This is a genomic window from Paenibacillus sp. YN15 (assembly GCF_003285005.1).
GTDB lineage: Bacteria > Bacillota > Bacilli > Paenibacillales > NBRC-103111 > Paenibacillus_AR.
This window is the reverse complement of record NZ_QMFA01000060.1, coordinates 1-22,991: the sequence shown is the minus strand read 5'-3', so window position 1 is coordinate 22,991 and position 22,991 is coordinate 1. Positions and strand designations below refer to the sequence as shown.

The following is a 22,991-nucleotide window of genomic DNA, read 5'->3' as shown; positions in this document are numbered from 1 at the left end:
CGCTTCGTTCCGTCTGTTCAACAAATCACAAAGGAGGAATTGTAATGATACGTAAGACTCTCTTGCAAACAAGAGGCCTATGGAGACAGCTCACAGCGCTGGTTCTTGTCCTGGGTCTGCTGCTGCCGGGCAGCCTGGACTATGTGCAGGCTATCCCGGAGGAAGCCGCAGCGCAGCAAACTGCAACCCCTTATGGAAGCGCTATCACAACAGCCCTGAAGACTCTCCATCCCAACCGGGAGCATCCCCGGCTGATGGCAACCCAACAGGATATTGTCCGTCTCCAAAGCGCGCTAGAGGAGGATTCCTTCGCCGCCCGTATGCTTCAGCAGGTCAAGGCATCGGCCCAAACCAGCCTGAGCCTGCCGCTGCCCGCCTACGAGCGTCCGGACGGCTACCGTCTGCCCGCAGCAGGGCGCACCCTTAATGAAATCACCGCGCTGGGCATGCTTTACCTGCTGGAGGAAGACCAAGCCTATGCAGACAGAGCTTGGGCCGTTGTGCAGACCGCCGGACAATTTCCCGACTGGAACCCCCAGCATTTTCTTGACGTAGGCACGATGACGCAGGCCTTTGCCCTGGCATTTGACTGGATGTATGACGCCTGGACGCCGCAGCAGCGGAGCTTTATCCGGGAAGCCATTGTCCAGAAGGGCCTGGCTCCCGCCCTGGCCGTCTACCGGGGAGAGGCAGCGGGCACCTGGCCCACCGTCCGCAATAATTGGAATACCGTCATTAACTCCTCTGTGGCCATGGGCGCCCTGGCCATAGGAGATGAAAGCGCCGCGCTGGAGGAAATGGCCGGCGAAATCCTGGAGAACGGCCTTCAATCCATCCAGGCGATTCTGCCTACCTTTGCTCCCGATGGCGGAGGAGACGAGGGAGTAAGCTACTGGAGCTACAATGTCAAGCATTTTGTGCTTTATTCCGCTTCCCTGCTGTCCGCCGTGGGAACGGATTACGGACTGTCCGATGCCGAAGGCGTGAGCAAAACCGCCTATTTTCCCCTGTATATGTCCGGACCCCAGGGGGCCTTCAACTACTCCGACAGCACGGCCTCCCTTGTCACCAGTCCCGTCTTCTTCTGGTTTGCCAAGCGCTTTAATGATCCCAACCTGGGGTGGTACCAGCGGGCGCAATTGGAGACGGGAGCCGCCACTGCCCTGGACCTGCTTTGGTATGACCCTGCCTTCATCCGTCCGGCGGAAGAGGTGAATCTGCAATTGGATCAGATATTTCGCCGCTCCGAAACCGGTTCTATGCGCAGCGCATGGAATGATCCTTATGCTGCCTTCGCCGGGTTCAAAGGAGGCAACAATACCTTTAACCACAGCAATCTGGATCTGGGCACCTTCGTTCTGGACGCCTTGGGCGTGCGGTGGGCCAAGGATCTGGGCGCAGATGATTACAACCTGCCCAACTACTTCAACCATGCCTTGCGGACCGTTTATTACCGGATTCGTCCCGAAGGGCAGAATACGCTGGTATTCAATCCCGGCGAGGCTCCCGGCCAAGCGCCCAAGGGCAAAGCCCAGCTGGTCCGGTCAGGCTTCGCCCAAGACCAGGCCTTTATGATCACAGATATGAGCGAGGCCTATGCCGAGGAGGCGCTGGAAGCCAAAAGGGGAATCGCCCTCCTTGAGCACCGCAGACAGTTTTTGCTCCAGGATGAGGTTGTTCTGAAGGAACCGGGTGAATTCTTCTGGTTCATGCACACCTCTGCCCAAATCGAGATTGCGGATCAAGGGCGCACCGCTGTCCTGCATGAGGGGAATAAGCGGCTCCTGGCTCGGATCATCAGCGGGGAGGAGGATGTGCGCTTCGAGGTCCGGGAGGCCGCTCCCTTGCCCACCTCCCCCAATCCTCCCGGCCAGGCCGGAAACTCCGGCTCCAAGCTGACGGTTCACGGAAAGGGCATCGGTCAGATGCGCCTTGCAGTATGGCTGGTTCCGCTGATGGAAGGGGAGGCGCTTCCCCAGCAGCAGCCCGTTATCCGCCCCCTGGAGCAGTGGTCGGTGCCGGACGCACAGGTGTCGCCGCTTGCGGACCTTAAGCTTGACGGGGCAAGCATTCCCGGCTTCCAGGCGGACCGCTTCACCTATTATGTGGATACGGGGGAGTCCGCCTCCCTTCCGTCCATTGAGGCTTTGGCCCTGGATGGGGAAGCGGCCGTCACGGTTGAGGCTCCCGCAGCCATACCGGGAATGGCCAAAATTCATGTCCATCCCGCCGCCTCCCAGGAGAGAGCTGCGGAATACCGGATCTACTTCTATTCCTCCGCGGCGGCTCCGGCCACGCCTGTTACCGCCAGCGCCCACGACGGCAATGAGCCGGTGAATGTGATTGACGGCAATTTCAACACCCGGTGGTCTGCCCAGGGAGCCGGGCAATGGATTCAGCTCCAGTTGGATTCCCTGCGGCCTGTCAGCGAGGTGCAGATCGCTTTTTACAATGGGGACAAACGCTCCACCTCCTTCGATATCGAGACATCAGCGGACGCAACGGTATGGACCAAAGTTTACAGCGGCCAAAGCAGCGGCAGTACGGCCGGGTATGAAAGCTTCCCCTTTCCGCAAACGCAGGCCCGGTACATCCGCATTACCGGATACGGCAATACCTCCAACACATGGAACAGCATTTCCGAAATTAAAGTGGAGGGTCTTGTCCGCCGGGAGCAGCCCGACCGGATCGCCAGTGTGGAGGCCCGGCCGGGGGCAGCTCTGCTCCGGGTAGGCCAGCAAACCGTGCTGGAGGTGGAGGCCCGGATGCTGAGCGGCTCGGCGCCGGACTGGAGCAGGACGGAGAAAACCTATTTCAGTCTGGACCCGGAGATAGCCTCCATTGACGCGACAGGAGCCGTATACGGGGTGGGCCGCGGCGTGACCAAGGTAGGCGTAGAGCTCCGCCTGGACGGGTATGTGAAAACAGCGGCGGCTCAACTGGAGGTCAGCGACGGCATTTATTCCCTCGCTCCCGTTGCCGACACCTATGTGCAGGGGGGAACCTCCGCCGCCAAAAACTTCGGCACAAGCCAATCGCTGGTAGCCAAAGGAGACCCCAACGCAAGCTACAAGCGGGAGGCTCTTATGCGCTTCGATTTATCGGCCATCGATTCCCCTGCAACCTCCGTTACGCTGTTCGTCTACGGCGCCGTTCAGGATACCGGAGGAACGCAGGCAACCTTGGGGGTTTACGAGGCGTTGGGCCCCTGGGAGGAAAAGCAGGTGACGTGGAATACGAAGCCCGCCGCAGGAGGGCTGCTCCAGTCCAAGCTCATAAACAGCGAATTCCAATGGCATGAAATCGATCTCACCGCTTATGCCCAGGCACAGCAAGCCGCCGGCGGCCTTCTGAATCTGGCGCTGCTGCAGAATCTGGACGCCAAGGGACTGGGCATCTACATCCGCAGCCGCGAGCATGAGCATTCTCCCTATCTGTGGATCGTCACGGAGGCGGCGGAAGGAGCGGGGCAGTAGTATAGCAGTATAGCAGAGCGCTTTCCTCTGCCTTGCAAAGAAAGTAAAGAGGCCTTCCGAGAAGTCACCGGGGTGTGACTGAGCGACAGGCCTCTTTTTACCGGATTGCCGGGTTTCTTGCTAGACAAAAAAACGGCATTTCTGCCGTTTTGGTGCGATGCCCTCCTTAAATCCGCAGTGAGCCGCGGAACCCTCTGGCGCCATAATAGGAGTCAGCGCCGTTATGATAGATAAAAACATGCCCATACCGGAAATCCCCGAAGATGGCGCCGCCATGCTTTCGGATAGCCGGAGGCGTTTCCACCCAGCTGGAGGTTTTCGCATCGAACTTGCCCAGCCTCTGCAGCTCCCGGTACTGCTCCTCCGTCAGGAGCTCAATGCCCATCTCGGCGGCCAATCCAAGTGCGCTGTTGGCCGGTTTGTTTTGCTTCCGGGCGTTCAGGGCTTCGTCGTCATAACACAGGCTCCTGCGGCCGCTGGGGCTTTCCGCCGAGCAGTCATAGAAGATATACTCTCCCGCTGCTTCATCATAGCCCACCACATCCGGCTCGCCGCCGGTTCTTTCCATCTCATGGAGCGGCCACAGCTTCCCGCTGTCCGCTTCCAGCCTCCGCTGCACATCCGCCCAATCCAATCCCTCATGGCGGCTCATATTTTTCTCAAACCGGGTTTTGAGTACCCCAAGCAGCTCTTCCTGTTGCTCGGCAGACAACTTCCTGTTTTCATTTGCCAATACAAACCCTCCGTTTCAAATTTCCCGTATTTTCTGCACCACAGGGCCAAAACATACGTTTCCGGAGTTTGGAGCAAGCAATCAAGCTCTTTTCTTCAAAGCAATTGCCGCATTGCTGATGAGTCCGAAGCCGATTCCGATAGCTCCGCCGACAACAAGGCCGATCAGCGTATCGATCCAGCCTCCGGAGAGGAACACTGCCCGCCCGCCGCTGCCAAGAAATCCGGTAAGCGCGCCGACGGCCACCCCGAAGAACATAAAGCCCGCGTAGAACAAACCGATGGCCTCATAATCGGCAGGATTGCGGTTTTCATAATAATCTGCGAACCGCTCCTGCAAATCGGCCGATTTTGAAGTTTCGCTGCGGAACCTCAGCTCCTTTTTCGCAAGTTCAAACGCCTCCTGCTCGGAAGCCCCTTCCGCCATCAGATCATTCATGTAATCGCTCATGTAGAGAATCATATCGTTCTGGGCGTCAATTGCCGTTTCTGAACGGCTCTTGAACTTGGCAAGCTTGGCCATTACCTTGCCTTTGGTCTGGCCGGTTTTCTGCCGCAGCTTTTCCATATAGGTCATCTCGGCCTCTCCCAAATAATGCTGGGACTGTTCTTTCGCAAATTGGTTCATTTTATCCCTGATCTCCCGGCTCAAGCTCATGGTCAAAACCTCCATTTTTTCTTAGTGAATGAATGCGCCCGCCCAAAAAATCCCACCTTGCCCAAATTGCCGCCAGCTCTTCGATTCCCCGCTCGTTAAGGGTGTAAAACTTCCGGGGAGGACCCATTTCCGAAGGTTTTTTGGTGATGTGGACCAGCTTGTTTTTTTCAAGCCGCAGCAGCAAGGCATACACCGTCGCTTCCGCAAGCCCTTCAAAACCCATAGCATGCAATCTCCGGGTAATCTCATATCCGTAAATCTCGCCGCGGCTAATAATCTCCAGCACAATGCCGTCCAAGACGCCTTTGAGCATTTCACTTAAGTTTTCCAGAATATCACCTACTTTGGACCTGTCTTAAAACCCGCTCACGGGCATCTTTCACCACCTTTTCGCCCCCTGCTTCGTTACTGTTGCTTGACGTACCCCCGGTACGCCTTCACAAAAGTGCCTTGCATGGAACGAAAATTCGGCAAAATCTGCTACCCTCGGAGTTCTAAGACACGTCTTAGTATTCTACGTCGTCGGTTATCAATTATGTTGGGTACTGCTATACAATAACATTGAGTAGTGGGAAAGTCAACGGGGTGGACAGGGCGCCGTATACAGCATTTTCGCAAAAAAACTCAAGCGACAAACCGCCTGAGTTCCGGTGGATGGAGCCCTCCCAGAAGCCCGTCCCGGCCTGCGGGCACTCGCCCCTCCTACGCCGTCATCCCATACTTAGAAATCGCTGATCCTCAGCTGGTTCTCCGCATCAAGCAGCTCAAACCGGTTTTTCGAGAAACGGATCAGTCCATCCTTCGCCATCCGCTGCAGCTCCCGGGACAAGGCGCTGCGGTCAACGGTCAGATAATCGGCAAGATCGCTGCGGGAAAAGGGGATTTCAAACTCGGCAGCATTATTTCGTTTGGCTTGCAGGCTGAGATAGTGCAGGATTCGGTCACGAAGCGACTTATGGGAGACCAGATTCAGTTTCTGGTAGATGGAGCGGTTGTTCTCCAGCAATAACGCCAGCATGTTCTCAATAATCCGCCCCCGCAAATGGCAGGTAGCTCTTCCGGGACGCACAATCTTATTTATCTTAATAAACAATATTTTGCAATCGGCGCCCGCCACTGCCTCGTAGCCGCTATGCTCCCGGGCAAGACCAAGGGCTGTTTCCCCCATAATTTCCCCTTGACCCAGCTCCGAAAAAATCGACCTCATCCCGGAAATATTCTCTTTGCACAGCAGCACTTGCCCCTGCAAAATGATTCCGGCTTCGTCCAGAACCTCCTCCGCCCGGAAAATAATCTCCTTCTTGGCAAACTCCCGGATCATCCCCTGCAAACAGTTCAAAGCCAGCTGCACTTCATTTTCCTCGAAGCCTTTGAATAAGGTTGTACCGCTTATCGTGCTGAAATAATCTTGCACATTTATTCACCTCCTGTTGCCATGGCAACAGAGTTATCCCGCATACTCTGCTACAATTCACCTAAATGAGAACCGTTCTCACTTGCATTTCCATTATACCAAATGCAAGGAATCAATCAATAACGAACAGGAGGAAAGCATGAACGAAATTACTGCAGGCACCGTGTTTGACTTGAAAGCTCTGATTCAGCTGAACCCCGGCCGCATTGCAAGCAGGAGGCTTTTTCCTCCCGTCGCTCCTTCCGTTGCGGCAGCAGAGCAAGAATGGGAGCTGTTTGCCATGGACCGGCAGGAAACCATCAGCTCGGAAACCTTGCCGCGGCACCAGTTCATTCATGTCCTGGAAGGAAAGCTTCAGATGACGGTGGCCAGACAATCCTGCTGTCTGGCTGAAGGGAACTCGATTTTCGTTCCGGCTGATACATGGCATGAATTCGCGGCGGAGTGCGGCTGCAAATTTCTAAAAATCCGCTTTTAAATTCAGGAGGTACATGCGATGACACAAGGCACTTACATTAAAAAACTGCCCGTATCCACGGTGATGGATTTGAAGCAGTTCATTTCCGTAGAAAACCGGCAGGTATCCAGCCTGACCCTGGTTCAACGGCCCAATCTGGCGGTCACGCTTTTGTCTCTGGACAAAGGCACATCCATTGGCGGACATTCGTCGCCGGGCGACGCCATGGTTCAAGTGCTTTCGGGACAAACCGAGATCACCATCGGCAGCGACAAATATGCGGTACATGCCGGTGAAACCATTATTATGCCCGCCAATGTGCCCCATGCCCTATATGCGTCAGAGGCTTTCCAGATGCTGCTTACGGTGGTTAAGCCCAATGAATAAGGAGGAGTTTCCCGTGAAAAAAGAAGTCGGCCATAACTTTCTCGCCAAGCTGGGCAAAAAAAAGCTCCGCCCGGGCGGAGTTGCCGCCACCAACTGGCTGATCCGGCAAGCGAAGCTGGACAAGAACAGCCGTGTGCTGGAGGTCGCCTGCAATATGTGCACAACCTCCATCCAGCTTGCCCGGCAATACCAATGCCGCATAACGGGAATCGACATGGATACCAGAGCATTGGAAAAAGCCAGAGCAAACATCCGTGAGGCCAATCTGGAGGGATTCATTCAGGTTCAACAGGGCAATGCCTTGAACCTGCCTTTTGAGGATGAAAGCTTCGATGTCATTATCAACGAAGCCATGCTGACCATGCTGAACGGGACAGCCAAGCTAAAAGCCGTTGCCGAGTATTTCCGGGTGCTGAAGCCGGGAGGCTTGCTGCTGACCCATGATATTACCTTGACAAAGGAGCATGCGGGCGAAGCGCTGTCCGAGCTGCATCAAACCATCCATGTCCGGGTTGAGCCTTTGCCGACGAACCAGTGGGAGCAGTTGTTTTATGGGGCGGGCTTTAACAAGGTAACCCATGCCTCGGGCGCCATGTCTCTTATGAAGCCCTTGGGGCTCATTCGTGATGAAGGATTTTGGGGAGCCTACCGCATTATTAAGAACGGCCTTAAGCCTGAGAACCGGCAGCAATTCAAGCGCATGTATTCCTTCTTTAATACATCCGGTAATGGCCTGAAGTATATTGCCGTATGCAGCCGCAAAAGCGTATAGACGACCATAACTATAACGTCCACGAAAGGAATTTTTGCCATGAAACATAAAGCTTCACTGCTCTTATCCATCAGTCTCCTGCTCAGCCTGTCAATGCTTGCAGCCTGCGGATCGCAACAAACCACCGCCCCCCAGAATACAGCTGCCGCCCCTTCCGCCGCAGCCCCAGAGCAGCCTGTTGCCCTTACCGTTGGCGGTCCGCCTTCTCCTCCGTCCTTGCCCATTTTGCGGATGATCGAGTCCAAGGCCATGGGAGAGGCTGTCACCATCGACTTCAAGATCTGGGAAAGCGTCGACAATCTGGGCGCATTGGCTGCGGATTCAAATGTAAGCTTCCTGGCCTTGCCCCTCAACAATGCCGTGGTGATGTATAACAAGGGAATGGATCTGTCCCTGATGAACGTGAATACGTGGTCGGTTATGAGTATGGTCACGGCAGACCCTGCCGTTAAGGAGTGGAAGGATCTCAAAGGGACCACCCTGTATGTTCCCATGAAATCCTCTCCGGTCGACTATATTACCCAGACGTTCCTCAAGCACAACGGGCTCACCCCCGGAGTAGACGTTACCCTCCAATACACGCAATTGGCGGAAGGGGCACAGCTGCTGCTGTCCGGCAAAGCCTCCACCATCGTCAGCATCCAGCCGCAAATTACGGCGATCCAAATGAACAACAGCCAGGTGCGCTCCATTGTGGATTACAAAAAGGAATGGCAGGCGGTAACCGGACTCTCCACTGACCTGCCCAATGCGGGTTTAGCTACCAAGTGGTCGGTCATTGCTAAAAATCCCCAGATGGTTGCCCGCTTCCAGCAGGAATACCAGAAGGCGCTGCAATGGACGCTGGCTAATCCCAAGGAAGCGGCCCAACTGGCAAATAAATATTTGAAGCTGGAGGCCGGCGTGGTGGAGAAAGCGATTCCGCATATGGCGCTGGAGTTCGCCGCCGCTTGGGAGAGCCGGGAGGTGCTGACCAAGTATTACGAAACCCTGTTTGAATACAGCAAGGACAGCATTGGGGGCAAGCTTCCGGATGAGCAGTTTTATTACCGCCCTTAGCAAAAAGGGAATCTCCCTTGGCCTGCTGGTGATCCTGTGGCAGCTGTTTGCCTCGCAGATGAAGCCCTTCATCCTGCCCGGCCCGCTGGAAACTCTGGATGCCGTCATCGCTTATCTGGGTGATCCGGCCTTCTATCACGCTCTCTACCGCACACTGCTCAAGCTGGTGATCAGTATGGTTTGTGTGCTGCTTTTGGGCGGCGGCTTGGGGCTTGCCATTGGCCTCCGGCCCCGCTGGAAGCCCTATGTAGAGCCTGTTATGGACATGATGCAATCCGTTCCGCCCATTGCCTGGCTGGGAATCGCCATTATCTGGTTCGGCCTTACGGACACACCCTCCATTTTTATTATCGTGCTATCAACAACGCCGGTGCTGTACACCAATCTTTATGAGGGGTTTGTGGATATCGACAGCAAGCTGATCCGCATGGCCAAGGTATTTCAGATTCCCCGGGGAAAGGTGATCCGGCGGATTATCCTCCCCTCTTTGCGCAACTACTTGAAATCGGGGATGATCACGGCGGCGGGATTGGGCTGGAAGCTTGCCGTTATGGCAGAGCTCTTAACCTCGGTGGATGGAATCGGAGGGCTGCTGTCCGATGCCAGAACCAATTTGGACACCCGGAAGGTATTTGCGCTGGCGCTGTTCATGGCTGTGATATGGAATATGATCAAGCTGCTTCTGGCTTTTCTGTTCCGCGGCAAAACAAGCTCGCCCTCTCATTTCCATTCATAAGGAGGGTTCCCATGCTTCTCTCATTAACCGGTGTCACCAAACGCTATTCGGGAGCTACCGTTCTGGACAAAAACGATTTCACCGTGGAAGAGGGCAAAATCCTTTGTGTGCTTGGCCCCTCAGGCTCAGGCAAATCAACATTGCTGAATATTTTGTCGCAGGCGGAGCCTGTGGACTCCGGAGAACGGACCGTTCACAATGAGCTGAAGATCTCCTATGTCTTCCAGGAGGATTGTCTTCTGCCCTGGTCCACCGTTTCGGAAAATATCGCGTTCGTCAAGAAGAATCCGGTGCAGCAGGAGATTCTCGCCCTGCTCGAAGAGGTTGGCCTTGCTTCGTATCAGCATCACTATCCCCACCAGCTGTCCGGAGGAATGCGCCAACGCTGCTCCATCGCCCGCGCTTTCTATTACGGCGGAAATCTGCTGCTTATGGACGAGCCCTTCCATTCCCTGGACTACCATCTGCGGTTTGAGCTAGTGGATAAGCTGATTTCATTATGGAAGCGAAGCCGGTGCTCCATTGTGTTCGTCACCCACGACATTGACGAAGCTCTGCTGCTGGGCGACGAAATTATGATCATGTCCAAGCGGCAGAGCACCATCGCCAAACGAATCTCCATCCCTATTCCGCAAGGCACCCGCAGCTTGACCGATATGGAGCTCATGAATTGCAGGTCCGACATCTTGAAGGATTTGCTGGCTCTATAAAGTGCCTTATGGTTTCATTATGGGAAACTGATTTTTTCCAACTTCAATTTATTTTTTATCACAATTTTTTTGTGGCCTTTCAGCACAATCAACCCTTCATCCTGCAATTCGGCCAGCTTCCGGCTCAGGGTTTCCTGGCTCATCCCAAGTTGAGAGGCGAGATCGCCCTTGGTCATAGGCAAAAGGATTTCCTTTTTCCCCTCCGACAACTCCAAGAGAGCCCCGGCTACCCGTTGCGCCACCGGGTTTAAGCTGATGGCTTCGATCCGGCTCTCCGCCTTTTCCAGACGACGGGACAGCTCATCCATCACCTTAAGGGCGATGGATGGGTATTTCGTCATCAGCTCCTTGAGTCTCTTCCCCTGCAAGATGCACAGAACGGCTTCATCCAGCGCTTGCGCATTGTCGGTCAACGGCAGGGAGGAGAACAAGGAGAGTTCCCCGATAAACTCTCCCGGCCCAATCACATGGAGGACCTGCTCCTTGCCGCCTGTGTTGACTCGATAAAGCTTCACCTTGCCGATATGGAGCACAAAGAGCGTTCCGCCCTCATCTCCCGCTCGATACACCATTTCACCCTTCCCGAAGCTCCGCGACGCGGCGATCTGGGCAATTTCCAGCATTTCCTCTTGACTTAGGCTGCCAAAGATCGGCACTTGCTCAATACAGCTTGCATGATGTTCGCGGTGGTCGCAGGATTGCATCTTTCTTTCCCCCTTACCTTGCATTCATGTTCTTTGCTTTTCCGTATCCCATTAGGCGCATGGCGTTGAGGATCACCAGTAGAACCGAGCCCTCATGAACCAGCATTCCCAGCGACATGTTCACCGTTTTCACCAGTACGCCCATGAGCAGGATCGCCACTACAATCAACGCGAACACGATGTTCTGCCTGATGTTGCCGACCGTGGCCCGGCTCAATCCCACTGCGTAGGAGAGCTTGCGGATATCGGAGCTCAGCAACACCACATCGGCTGTTTCCATCGCCACGTCGGTTCCGGCCCCGCCGATGGCGACACCTATATCAGCAGAGGCCAGCGCCGGCGCATCGTTGACCCCGTCGCCCACCATGGCGACAGTTCCGTGTTTTTCCTGAAGCTCCGCCAGTGTCTTTACCTTATCCTCGGGAAGCAGCTCGCTGTAATAATCGTCAAGGCCCGCGGCATCCGCCACCGCCTTGGCTGCTCGGCGGTTGTCCCCGGTCAGCATGACGACCCGCCTGAGCCCCTGCGACCGGAGGTCCGAAACCAGCGCCGCAGCATCCGCCCGGACGTTGTCCGCTATGGAGATGATACCGCATACGCCTTCCTTTGTCCCGACGATTACCGCGGTTTGCCCTTTTTCTTCTTCACTTTCGAGGTATTCCTCGTATTCCGAAAAACCGATTCCCTCACTCGTGAAGAGTTTACGGTTTCCGATGTAATATTCCTGTCCCTCAAAGATAAAGGCAAGCCCCCGGCCCGTGATGATCTGCGCGCTTTCCGGCGGCTTTGTGGCCACACCCAGCCTTTTTTCCGCTTCCGCAATGATAGCTTTCCCCAAAGGATGCTCTGAATAGGATTCGCCGATGGCGGCGATTCGGAGCAGTTCGTCTTCGCCGGTCCTCCATGCCTTCACCCGCGTCACGCCGGGTCTTCCTTCGGTCAAGGTGCCAGTCTTGTCAAAAGCCGCCGCGCGAACAGTACCCAGCTTCTCAATGATTTCACCGCCCTTGATCAAAACGCCGTGTTTGGCGCCATTGCCGATGCCCGCAACGATGGAAACCGGAGTAGAGATGACCAGCGCGCCAGGGCAGGAGATGACCAGCAGCGTCAGCGCCAGCCGGATATCCTTTGTCACAAAGAACAGAACCACCGAGAGCAGAATGATGGCCGGGGTATACCAGCGGGAGAATTTCTCCAAGGATTTCTGCGTTTTCGCTTTTTTATCCTGCGCTTCCTCCACCATGTGCAGAATCCTGGCGAAGGTCGTGTCGCCGCCCACACGATCGGCCCGGATGACCAGGTAACCGGATTCGATGATGGTTCCGGAAAATACAGTTTCCTCCATGCCACGGCTGACAGGGATGGACTCACCGGTAATGGCGGCCTGATTGATATAGGCGGAGCCTTCAACAACCGTACCGTCCACCGCTATTTTTTCGCCCGGCTTCACCACCACGAAATCGCCCTGTACGACTTCCTCGGGCGGGAGGACCGTTTCCACGCCGGCTCTGCGGATTCTTGCTGTATCCGGAGCCAAATCCATGAGCGTCCGGATGGAGGAGCGTGTTTTTTCGATGGTTCTGGATTCCAGATAATCGCCCAGCATGAACAGGAAGGTAACGGCGGCGGCCTCCCAGTATTCTCCGATGATGACTGCTCCGGTTACGGCGATGGCCACCAATACGTCAATACCCACGATCCGGTACCGCAGCGCGCCAAAAGCCTTTTTGAAGATGGGGACGCCTGCTATGACGGTCGCCGCCAGCATCAGGACGATGGTGACCGGCTCGTATCCCACAAGTCTTTTGAGAACAAAGGCCAAAGCCGCCAAAATCCCCGAACTCGATACAATTTGCGCTTTTGTCAGCCTGGACATATCGGTTCTCCCCTTTCTGTCACTTTTCCGACAGGACTCTATAACCCAGCTTTTTGATCTTATCTTTAATCTCCTGTGACGAAACTGTGTTCTCGTCGAACTCCACTTTGACCCTCGAGGTGTTGAACAGCACTTCAGACTGCGCGATTCCCTTTGTTTTCTTCAGCGCACCCTCGATTTTTACGATGCAGCTCGGGCAGGATACTGTTTCCATTTGATAGATTTTGTTTGCCATGATATTGCCCTCCTTTTGTTTGTGATTTCAGTGTACGAAGAAAAACCGCAGATTACTTTGACCTGAATCAAAAACAAAAAACTCTTTCTAAAAAACGCTGGCCGCCAGGACGATGCCGACGACCTTGAAGTAAAGTTCTCCTGCACAAAAAAAGTTGGAGCGGAAACGTTACGTTTTCCCTCCAACTTTTCATTCTTGCAGCATTATTCGGACAAATGCGTGATATATCTACGCTGCAACCGACTGCAAGCCTGCTCCTCCCGGTCCTGCCGTTATTGCACCTGCTTCAAAAAAACAACCATAATGTCGATAAATTCCTTCGGTTTATCGTAATGAATATCGTGACCGGGGGAATCGATATCGATTCGTTTGCCCTGCTCCAACTATAGCCGATAAGAATTCCCCACAGCATCTTAGTCGTCCCCGGCTTTCTCCGGCGAAATTTGCGCGGCAAAAACCGCTTCCGCAAACTTCAGATATTCATCGTTTCGCAGAATAGCGATCCTTCGGTCGGCATCCGCCATCAGCAAGAGCATATATAATTTATACTACTTTCTCCAGTTAGAAATGTCGGCGAGCTAAGAACACGCATCGGCGTGTTTGCGGAACACGTCTGCTTCAGAGATGCCCCTTTTCCGTTTGACTCTGCCTTTGGGGAAGCGATTATAATATATTTTAAATAAACCATAATCAGAAAAGGATCGTGGAATGATGGATAACTTTATGAAAATCCGGGAGGTCTCGGCTAAATACGATATTACCGCCCGCACACTGCGTTACTATGAGGATATGGGGCTTATAAGCAGCGTAAGGAGCGACGGGTACGCATACAGGCTATATGACGAAACCGCCATGAAAAGGCTTGAGCAAATTCTTATTTTGCGCAAACTGAACATTAGTATAAGGGACATTCAGAGTATTTTCAGCGCGTCCGGTTCCGGTGTCGTGTTGGACGTTCTTAGTAAAAAAGTACAAAATATTGACGATGAGGTCGCGTTATTACACGAATTGAAAGAAATTGTGCTGGAGTTTATCCGCCAAATCGAGCAGATCGACTTCGGCCGCGATTCCGACGTGAAAAAGATTTACGATAAGGCGAAGGAGATTGAAACCCGGCTGACAAACGTCGATTATATCGGCAAGCCGTCCAACGTGAACCGGTTGCTGGAATTGACTGAAAAGCTTGAAAAAAAGCCGGATGTGAGACTTGTTGAATTACCGGCATGCAGGATGGTGACCTCCGGCGTGGAACAAGGCGATAACCACGAGCGATTCAATAAGCTGTGGGGACAGCTTGACGCGAAGAGAAAAGACCGTTTTTTCCCAAGGGACTTTATGTACTATGATAAGGAAAAGGGCGGTTCCGTTTGGTGTTATGCAATTGAGGAGTGGGTATCCGAAAAAGATACGGAGGGTTTTGAAATGATTGATTTTGAAGGCGGGCTTTATGCGACCTCTATCGTGCATGACTTTGATATGAATGAAGTCATACGGGCTTACAACGGCATACAGGAATGGATCGCCCAACACCATAACTTTGCGTTTGATGAACGGCCCGGACATGCTGTCATGTTTCATGTTACCGTCCCGGACACTTCCAAACTCTTAGGGTATAGGCAGGTTGAGTATTTTTTTCCAGTAAAAATTAGGGAGGAATAGCGGAGATAATCCGCGCAAAAGCAAAAAAGCTGATGACTCGCCATATGCCCCTCCCCTGTTCCAAATCAATTTTTTGCGCCGCGGCTATGTTGCACGATGGTGATCAAAAATGTTATTGCGGCAGCTCGTACAACGTCTTTAGGGCGCCCAGACCGGAAGCGGCAACCTCCCATTGGCCGTCCGTTGTTTTCAGCCAACTGGCGATTTTTCGGGCCGGATGGTCCTCCGGCAGATCTTTTCGCACAACCGCGTAGTAGTTTATCGAGAGCGGATACTCCTTTGACAAAATGGTTTCCGACGTCGGAGCAACCCCGTTGTATGCCAGCGTTTTGATCCTCATTTCCCCTATCACGCTCTGTGAAATCTGGATGTAGTAGTAAAGTGTATAGCCCAGTGAATATGCGCTTTCCTCGCCGTCCTGCGCAAAATACCGGTATTCCTCCACCATTTGAAGCATCCCGTTCATGTCCTGCTCCATGTAGTTTTTCTCGACAGTCGGGTTTATCGGCCTACCCCCGAGGACCAGATTCTCCATCTGCGCCTGGGAACCGGAATCGGCGTTGCGGCAAATCGGCACGATGCGCCCGCTTTTGCCTCCCAGCTCGGCCCAATCGGTGATGGACATGTCGGTATAAATCTTCTGCACCTGAGAGGCATCGATATTGCTTACGGGATTATCCTTGTGCGTGACAAAAACAAGCGCTTCGGCGCCGATCGGAATATACTCAAGCTCTGTTCCGGCGCTGTCGGCCATCTCCTTGACCTCTTTAGAGGGGTCCGGGACGAGAATCAAATCAACATCTCCCGCGATGAGCAGCTCATAGGACCTCATGGTCTTGGACGCCTTTTGCGGAAGGTCCGGCCACCCGTCTCCTTTGTTGACTGAGGGCAAAAACATCCTTTTGTATATTCGCTGTACGAGCGGCAGCGTAGAGGTCGAGCCGTCGATGCGCGGATAGTTTTCGGCCGTGATACCGATGGAAGCGGCATCCTCCGACGGCGTCAGCGTTATTGACTGCACGGGCCTGCTCTGCTCCGCCGGCGTTTGAGATTCTGTCGGCACTCCGGCATCCCCGGTTTTCACGCAGCCCTCCAAAAGGAACAGAGCGATTGCGAGCATGATTTTTACGGATATCTTCATATACCTACATATCCTTCCAAATGGGAATAACTATTATAAACCTATACTGAAGAGTGGCTCAAAGAGAGGAACATCCTTACGATGAAGTCTATCAAATATCTGCGACAAAAATCAAACTTGTTCACCATCCAGCAGGCCACAGGCAAATTAAAACACCTCTATCTTCAAATTTGATGCGGTCAAGGTGTGTTCATTAAGGAGAATAAGCTGCCGATTGTTTTGGTTGGTGATTACACGGACTGTACGTCCGCTATTTTGCCGCTTTGTGCAGTTTTGGGACTTTCGCGGACACAGAATTCGTTATTGCCCCGAAAAGCCACCCAAACCGAATCGTTTTCGCCACATAGCGGAACCTCGGTCCGGATAAATTGAAAAGCAGCCATTTTTCGCTAAATAGCGGATCGTCGGTCCGGCTAGCTCCAATAAAAGGGGCTGTCCAAGAAAGTCAGTGAAAACTGCCGCTGGATGCTCCATTTTTTTATACTCATCCTCTATTCTACAGCTTCATAGAAATAAGATAACCTTTCTTTATTCTCATTCCAGCTTAAGCCAGTCAAAAAAATCATCATCTTCCATCATAAAAAACGTTTTCGCAAATCGGACGAATTCTTTGGTGTCCAGTTGATGGTTCCGGTATGTCGTCCAGTAAGCATGGAGAAAGTCAAAGCCCATCTCCCGGCCGTCATCAAACGTATCCAGCAATTCCTTAAACCGTATGACGGGTTGAGCGTATAGACTACTAAGGATGCCACTGTCTTGATATTCCGGCAAGGGTAAATTGGATGCCTTGAAATTGGCTCTGTAATATTGCTCCGCAAACGAAAAATCATTCAGGAAAAGAGATGTGGCAAGCTCTGTCATTCCCTCATCCAGCCACCCTTCATGGTACGGATCGCTGCTGACCGCACCATAGAACCACTGATGGGCAAGCTCATGAACGATGGCATGCGGGAACGTATCCTCCTCCCCCGACACGTCTACGGTTATCGCTCCCGGATATTCCATGGACCCGGCCTCATTCAGAATCAGATCCACCTGCTTGTGCGGATAGGGACCGATGCGAGTATTGAAGACCTCCATTACATCAGCGGCCAGCTCCAAAGCTTGCTTCATCCAGTCCTGATCGGCCGTCCTCCCCCATACCCGAATTTCAAGATCATCCTGTTTCTTGGAAATCGCGGTCATGTCATCCGTAACGGCAACAAGCAATTCTTTTAGGTGTTCCCCGCGAAGCTGCCCCTTACCAGCCGTTTCGCCAGGATCTTGATCGGATGATGTGATCAGCGCCATTCCCTCCGGAAGGTCATAATGCAATGTGAAGTCGCTGAAATCCGTATGATACGACTCGCTAACCGGAGTGTAAGGCTCCTTCTTCCAACCCTTATTGTAGGTAGCCAGCATCGGATACCATTGAGCCAGAATGGAAGTGCCGCCAACTTGGGTAAAGCGGATTCCGTCCTCAGGCACCTTGAAGCGATACCTTATCTCGATCACAGCTTGAGCGTTTGGAGCAAGCTTTTGTGGCAGTGGCAAGGTTAGAGTATCCCCTTCCAAATGGAAGTTTGCTGGTTTCCCATTCAAACGAAGCTCTTCCATATTGAACTCTGCGGACTCCTGATAGGTTTGTTTGTTTTCAGGTTCGGTAAATACGTTTGGGATCATATAAAGTACCATTTTGTCCCATTCGTCAGTGGATACGTTGGTAGCCGTTACGATGGCCGAGACTGTAAATGCGCCCTTCCCGGTCATCTGCAACGACAAATCATATGCCGCACGGCTGCCTTCCGGTACGAATTGGGGAGCAAAGCCGGTTACAACGCCAACCTCATTTGATAACCGTAACGAGCTTTCCGCCGGCACAGGCGCCGCGGTATGATCCGGCACAGCCGCAGGCTGACGGGCGGAAACAATATGAAACACCGAAATGACAGCCAGCAATACTGCTGTTCCGGCTATGGCAATAAGCGCCCCTTTCATTCGTTTCTCGGTTTTCTTGCGCGCCGAGTAGCTTCCGGCTAATCCTTTCTTGACGGATAAACGAACGGCTTTCTCTGCTGGCAGCCATGAGCCGAGTGTCCCGGTCAGTATCGGTACAGCTGCCATCGGGCCGAGATACCATAAATCATGGACAGGAAAGTCCCGATAAAACGCCGTGATTATAAAAAGCCCCGCAATCTCTGCCACAACACCTGCCAAACATCCCGTAAGGAAGCCTTCCATCAGCACAAGCCTGCGAATCGCATGGCTGCGCCAGCCCAAAGCCTGAAGCAAAGCGATTTCCTGCTTCCGCTCGGACACGTTCTGCCAAATGATCTCTGCTGTAGTGAACAGCGCAATCAACAGGCAGATGCCGACCGCCCAATAATGCGTGGAACCGATCTCTCCCACAGCATATTGTCCGAACCAACTGGAATAGAAGACTCCCTTTAGCTGCACCGTCACGAATAGAAAGAACATCAGCAAAGTGGTCGGCATCGCAATTGACAGGACGGAAAGCGTGTTTCGCTTGATCTTTCCTGCAAAGTGGCTCAAGGCCACATGGAACACGCCGTGCACCTTGGCAATTCTCCTGACTTTGACGGACATTTCGCCGGAACGGATGGCTTCCATCGGGGAAATTCGCCGGACTAATAACAATACCGGCATTCCGCCCAAACCATAAATAGCGAAGCCTGCCAGCCCTGTCACCGTAAACCGGGTCAGAGAAAGCTCCGATTGACCGAAAAAGACGAGGCATCCCTGCGATGACCAAATCAGGAATGCTACAAACCCGCCGATAATAATGTTTTCCAACGCGATCAAGCGGATGATATGAGTTGGCTGCCAACCTGTGGAAAGCATCAGCGCGAAATACTGCTTCCGAACCAGGAAGGATACCAGATTGGTTGCCGCGACGTAAAGTACCGCCATCAGGTTAACCAGCAGCAGCATGCCTGAGAAGCCGATCCGCATTTCTTTCACTATAACGAATTTCGTTCCAAGCTTAATCCATTGCTGCTCCACCCAGCCAAGGGCTGGCTGCGACCCGCTGGCGGGCACATGGATGAGTACCGGCTGAGGCGACGAACCGAAGACGATGTCGGCTTCAAGGCCCGTTTGCTCCCGAATCTGAGAAGCAATCTGCTCCAGCTTCCTCTGACTTTCCTCCGAGACTTCCGATATGCCTGCCGCCTTGATCCGAATGACAGAAATCGGCTTATCCTTGAGGATATTGGCCGCCGCGTCTATCGTGGTCAACATGGTGGGCGGGCTGGTCAACAGCCCCAGCGGATTGTTAACGGGCTTGAGAGTAGCAGGCGGATTCAGCGGACGCATGGCATCATCGAAGATCAATTTAGCCGACGGGGGGCGGTATGTATCCATGGGCAGCTCCGAGAGCGGGTCCATGGCCATCTTCAGCTTCAACGGATCATAAAATCCAATGAGCTCAGGGTTGAAGAAGTAACCGTTCATAGAAGTACCTGGTATGGCTTTACGTTCAAACTCTTCATATGGACGTAAAACATCCGATGTGAACCATTGATAGGTTTCGGGAGTTGAAAAACGCTGTGCCTGATAGGAATATGGCCACTGATCCCGGTAGGCATTCGCAACAGGCTCCAATACAAGGGGAGTTGCTTTTAGCCTGACATGCCAGGTTTCTGGCATATACTCAAACGCAATGCTGCGATTCTTCATAAACATGCCTTGCATCTGCTCTGTGTGGAAGGTATAGGTTTTGTCTGCCACGGACCACAGCTTCTTTAGATAAGCTTCGCCGCCGTTTCCTTTTACGGCTTCCATGGAACGGCTTGCTTGCTCTTTGTCGGAGAAGGGAAGATCCAATCTTTCAAAATGAAATTGATAGGTTTTATCCGTAAAATTTTGTGTGCTCATCAGAACAGGCAGTTCAACAACTTCTGCACCAGTTGGTTGCTTTTCTATCCGGCTGGCATCTGATTCCATGTAATACCGGGAGTCGGAAGCCTCTAACACGCTCTGATCCAATCCAACCAATCTCGCCTCTTCCGTTGGATCGACACCCGCCATTAAAAAAAGATCATCCATTGTCAAATTTTCATCGAAATACGGCGAAATACCGTATGAGGTTGTGCCCCCGCCGCTATTTTCCAGATACCAAGGACCAAGTACAAAATATCTGCTAAACGATGCTGCAGTTTGCTCCTGTACCCCGTTATCAGCAGTGATCGTCACCGTCTCCCGATAAATTCCCGGTTCATCGATGGCTGCTTTTTCCGGAAATAAGAGAGCCATATTCACATACCCCAGCATTGAAAGCGGCGCGGCGATATCCACCCCGGGAATACGCTTGATCTGCTCCCACTGCTCCAAGGTAATTCCGCCGGAAATGCCGGTTTGGATATTGGGCTCGATCAGCTTATTCTGAGGGTCCGTAAGCTGAGAGCCGGGAGGACGCACCAGAATGTCATAGGAGACCTTCCACTTCTGCTGGACCGAATTCATGACAGTCCCTTTGTTCGACTCCGACAGATGGTACAGCAGGACAAGGCCTGAGCTGATAATGCTGATCCCCAGAAGTAAAATCAGAAAACGTTCCTTATGTCGCCACCACTCCCGCCAAATGAAGGTCAGCATCGAACTTCACCTGCAGCAGCAGTGTCTCTGATCATCGCCCCGTCTTTCAGCTCTATGATCCGGTCTCCCCGCGATGCCAGTTGAAGATCATGCGTCACCATGAGCACACCGCATCCATTTTCACGCTGCACCGTTTGCATCAGACTATAAATCGCTTCACCATTTTTCGAGTCCAGATTCCCTGTCGGCTCATCCGCCAACAGCCAAGCCGGCTTATTGACCAACGCACGCGCAATCGCCACCCGCTGCTGCTCTCCCCCGGACAGCTGGGAAGGGAGCAGCTTGCTTTTGTCTGCAAGGCCAACCTGCTCCAGCAGCTCGAGCGCCCTATTCGGTTTGTTATAGGGAACCTTGCGCGGAAACAGCGGCGCCATCACATTCTCCAGAGCGGTCAAGGTCGGGAGAAGCTGAAAGCTTTGAAAAACAAAGCCGATGTTGTCGAAGCGGAAATCGGCCAGTATTTTGCTTTTGAGCTGCGCAGGGTCCACATCGTCATAGAGAATCTGCCCGGCTGACGGACGGTCCAGGGTTCCGATCAAACTAAGCAGCGTGGATTTCCCGGAGCCGGATGCTCCAACGATGACGGTGAACTGACCTTTATGGAAGGCCACACTTACGGGGCTTAACAAGGTGGTGTTCATTCCGTCGCCGACGATGGATTTTTCCACTCCCAGCAGTTGAATGGTGTTCATGGGCAGCATCCTTTCGTCAAGCTATATCTGTCCTTCCAATAAAAGATCCTCTAGTTTTTTTAAATCTATCTAATCAATCAAATAAATTAAATTCCTTTGCAAACAGCCCTATGATAAGCTTCCAGAACCTCCGGCCTATCCGACTTATTTTTATGATAAACTTGCGACACATTACCATTCTTATCCACTTCAAAATAACAAACTGTACTCATACAATATGGAAAATTGCCAGTTTCTTTAGCGCTTCTCATCACTACCACCCCTTTATAGCTATCCTACCATAAAAACCCAAAATTTAATATGGGTAACAAAATCAGGAACAATGTTCGGGATTACCTGCACAAAATAGAGATTAGAATGCAATGCAAAAATTTTTTGCTAAAAAAGTTAATTAAGTGTAGAAGATTTATAATTTTAATTCCAAAAAAAATACTTTATTTCCTTTAACATCATAACAATCTTCTGAATTATTTCCTGAAAACTTATGAAACAGAAGCAGTTTTACGCTTACGTAAATCTAATATAGTTATATTTATATAAAGTTGTATTGTATCGGTGTAGACATGATTTCTAATAAATTGTTCGGTTTTTTTAATCTCACTGTCAGTAAAACATGCAATCAAATAAAATGCATTTTTATAATTGGTAGATAACATATAATCTGTCAATTGTTTTTCATATCCTTTTTTTAAATATGAACTGCTTGCTCTTTTAATTTCAATTAATACTTTTTCATCTTCTTTTTTACTTCTATAGAGTTTAAAATCTACTTTACCATTTCCTAATAAGGCTTCTCTAGTAATATCAATTTCTTGATTATAAAAATACGCATCCATAATATTTTCTAAAATTAATTGTATACGTTCTTCTAAAACGGGAGTATTATTTTCCCAAAATAATTTATATAGATTTCCAAAGCTTAATCTATGTTCAATATAATTAAGCATTCCAGAGACTTCACCTGTAAGTGTAATATGGCCGGATTTATATTCATTCTGAACGTCTAGTGGTAAAATGTCATAATAAAAGTCAATATTAATGCCTAGATGCTCTTCTAAATTAGTATTATCAAGTTTACGACTATTATATAATTTAGGAATTAATAAAAAATCAGTATCTTCGAATAAAAAATCAGAATAACAAAAAATATTATAGTAATTATCCTTATACTCTTCGAATGATATATCATTATATTCGTTAAAGTCTGATTGACTGGCTTCCCCGATTAGTGAATGACAGGTGTCATTAAAATATATGTTGTCAAATTCCTCCATATCCTCTCTTATATTTGCCAAATAATCAATAAAATTATATAAAGCTAACTCATGAAAAGCACTCATGCTGTGGTAAAACTCATCTTCTGTCCATTTAAATAATTCCTCAAAGATTTTTATGCATCTATGATATTGTTCTCTGAACAAATATTTAGGTAACATTTCTTCAAGTTTATCCCCAATATTTATGTATTCATTTCCGTTGAAAATCTCCATTTCTAAAAAATGATGAATAATATAGTTATAAACCTTTAAATGATTAGTATTAAATAATAGCATGTTCATCACCCCTTAATTAACACTCTTTTATTATATACTCAACTTTCGCAGCTCAAATCACCAAACAAACCCTTCATGTATAGGGGCAGACTTGTGATCCAGTTTTGGAGTTGACACAGAACGGATTTTTTGCC

At 51.3% G+C, this 22,991-nt stretch carries 19 protein-coding genes; 8 read left to right on the top strand and 11 right to left on the bottom strand.

Annotation, left to right across the window (positions count from 1 at the left end; genetic code table 11):
- Positions 1 to 44: 44 nt before the first annotated feature.
- Positions 45 to 3,476 (top strand): CBM96 family carbohydrate-binding protein, encoded by a 3,432-nt coding sequence (locus tag DQG13_RS28610; RefSeq protein ID WP_181593060.1) that lies wholly within the window; start codon positions 45 to 47, stop codon positions 3,474 to 3,476.
- 166 nt (positions 3,477 to 3,642) lie between these two features.
- Here the strand turns inward: DQG13_RS28610 and DQG13_RS28605 are convergent, their stop codons facing one another.
- The 4 genes from DQG13_RS28605 to DQG13_RS28590 form a co-directional block, all read right to left on the bottom strand.
- The gene (locus DQG13_RS28605; RefSeq protein ID WP_113023608.1) at positions 3,643 to 4,209 is read right to left on the bottom strand and encodes a DUF4256 domain-containing protein; all 567 of its coding nucleotides are present in this window, start codon (positions 4,207 to 4,209) and stop codon (positions 3,643 to 3,645) included.
- Between the two features lie 81 nt (positions 4,210 to 4,290).
- Complete coding sequence (locus DQG13_RS28600; protein ID WP_113023607.1) at positions 4,291 to 4,866, bottom strand: hypothetical protein; 576 nt, start codon at positions 4,864 to 4,866, stop codon at positions 4,291 to 4,293.
- Positions 4,838 to 5,179 (bottom strand): PadR family transcriptional regulator, encoded by a 342-nt coding sequence (locus DQG13_RS28595; protein ID WP_113023606.1) that lies wholly within the window; start codon positions 5,177 to 5,179, stop codon positions 4,838 to 4,840. Before DQG13_RS28595 ends, DQG13_RS28600 begins: the two co-directional genes overlap by 29 nt.
- A 408-nt stretch (positions 5,180 to 5,587) precedes the next feature.
- Complete coding sequence (locus DQG13_RS28590; RefSeq protein WP_113023605.1) at positions 5,588 to 6,280, bottom strand: Crp/Fnr family transcriptional regulator; 693 nt, start codon at positions 6,278 to 6,280, stop codon at positions 5,588 to 5,590.
- A gap of 139 nt (positions 6,281 to 6,419) precedes the next feature.
- Between DQG13_RS28590 and DQG13_RS28585 the strand changes: the two genes are divergently transcribed.
- From DQG13_RS28585 to DQG13_RS28560, 6 genes are read left to right on the top strand one after another with little or no spacing between them, the layout of a single operon-like run.
- Complete coding sequence (locus tag DQG13_RS28585; RefSeq protein WP_113023615.1) at positions 6,420 to 6,758, top strand: cupin domain-containing protein; 339 nt, start codon at positions 6,420 to 6,422, stop codon at positions 6,756 to 6,758.
- Positions 6,759 to 6,776: 18 nt separating this feature from the next.
- A complete protein-coding gene (locus DQG13_RS28580; protein ID WP_113023604.1) occupies positions 6,777 to 7,124 on the top strand; it encodes a cupin domain-containing protein in 348 nt (115 codons plus the stop codon).
- A 13-nt stretch (positions 7,125 to 7,137) separates the two neighbouring features.
- Positions 7,138 to 7,896, top strand: a complete 759-nt coding sequence (locus DQG13_RS28575; RefSeq protein WP_113023614.1) for a class I SAM-dependent methyltransferase — start codon at positions 7,138 to 7,140, stop codon at positions 7,894 to 7,896.
- 39 nt (positions 7,897 to 7,935) lie between these two features.
- A complete protein-coding gene (locus DQG13_RS28570; protein ID WP_258525917.1) occupies positions 7,936 to 8,955 on the top strand; it encodes an ABC transporter substrate-binding protein in 1,020 nt (339 codons plus the stop codon).
- Entirely contained in the window at positions 8,930 to 9,691 is a 762-nt protein-coding gene (locus DQG13_RS28565; RefSeq protein WP_113023603.1) for an ABC transporter permease, read from the top strand. The genes DQG13_RS28570 and DQG13_RS28565 overlap by 26 nt, the downstream gene beginning before the upstream one ends.
- An 11-nt stretch (positions 9,692 to 9,702) precedes the next feature.
- Entirely contained in the window at positions 9,703 to 10,401 is a 699-nt protein-coding gene (locus DQG13_RS28560) for an ABC transporter ATP-binding protein (RefSeq protein WP_113023602.1), read from the top strand.
- 17 nt (positions 10,402 to 10,418) lie between these two features.
- Here the strand turns inward: DQG13_RS28560 and DQG13_RS28555 are convergent, their stop codons facing one another.
- The 3 genes from DQG13_RS28555 to DQG13_RS28545 are packed head-to-tail and all read right to left on the bottom strand — an operon-like array spanning position 10,419 to position 13,216.
- Entirely contained in the window at positions 10,419 to 11,105 is a 687-nt protein-coding gene (locus DQG13_RS28555) for a Crp/Fnr family transcriptional regulator (RefSeq protein ID WP_113023601.1), read from the bottom strand.
- Positions 11,106 to 11,118: 13 nt separating this feature from the next.
- Entirely contained in the window at positions 11,119 to 12,981 is a 1,863-nt protein-coding gene (locus DQG13_RS28550) for a heavy metal translocating P-type ATPase (protein WP_113023600.1), read from the bottom strand.
- 19 nt (positions 12,982 to 13,000) lie between these two features.
- Entirely contained in the window at positions 13,001 to 13,216 is a 216-nt protein-coding gene (locus DQG13_RS28545; protein ID WP_113023599.1) for a heavy-metal-associated domain-containing protein, read from the bottom strand.
- 708 nt (positions 13,217 to 13,924) lie between these two features.
- Here DQG13_RS28545 and DQG13_RS28540 point away from each other — a divergent pair.
- Positions 13,925 to 14,875, top strand: coding sequence for a MerR family transcriptional regulator (locus DQG13_RS28540; protein ID WP_258525915.1), 951 nt, complete (start codon positions 13,925 to 13,927; stop codon positions 14,873 to 14,875).
- Between the two features lie 112 nt (positions 14,876 to 14,987).
- On the opposite strand, the gene DQG13_RS28535 is transcribed toward DQG13_RS28540, so the two are convergent.
- The 4 genes from DQG13_RS28535 to DQG13_RS28520 all read right to left on the bottom strand — a co-directional run bounded on the left by DQG13_RS28535 (position 14,988) and on the right by DQG13_RS28520 (position 22,857).
- Positions 14,988 to 16,016 (bottom strand): PstS family phosphate ABC transporter substrate-binding protein, encoded by a 1,029-nt coding sequence (locus DQG13_RS28535; protein WP_113023597.1) that lies wholly within the window; start codon positions 16,014 to 16,016, stop codon positions 14,988 to 14,990.
- A 534-nt stretch (positions 16,017 to 16,550) separates the two neighbouring features.
- A complete protein-coding gene (locus DQG13_RS28530) occupies positions 16,551 to 20,612 on the bottom strand; it encodes an FtsX-like permease family protein (RefSeq protein WP_113023596.1) in 4,062 nt (1,353 codons plus the stop codon).
- Complete coding sequence (locus tag DQG13_RS28525; RefSeq protein ID WP_113023595.1) at positions 20,606 to 21,304, bottom strand: ABC transporter ATP-binding protein; 699 nt, start codon at positions 21,302 to 21,304, stop codon at positions 20,606 to 20,608. Before DQG13_RS28525 ends, DQG13_RS28530 begins: the two co-directional genes overlap by 7 nt.
- Before the next feature lie 482 nt (positions 21,305 to 21,786).
- Positions 21,787 to 22,857: a hypothetical protein gene (locus DQG13_RS28520; protein ID WP_113023594.1), complete on the bottom strand. Its 1,071-nt coding sequence runs from the start codon at positions 22,855 to 22,857 to the stop codon at positions 21,787 to 21,789.
- Between the last annotated feature and the right edge of the window lie 134 nt (positions 22,858 to 22,991).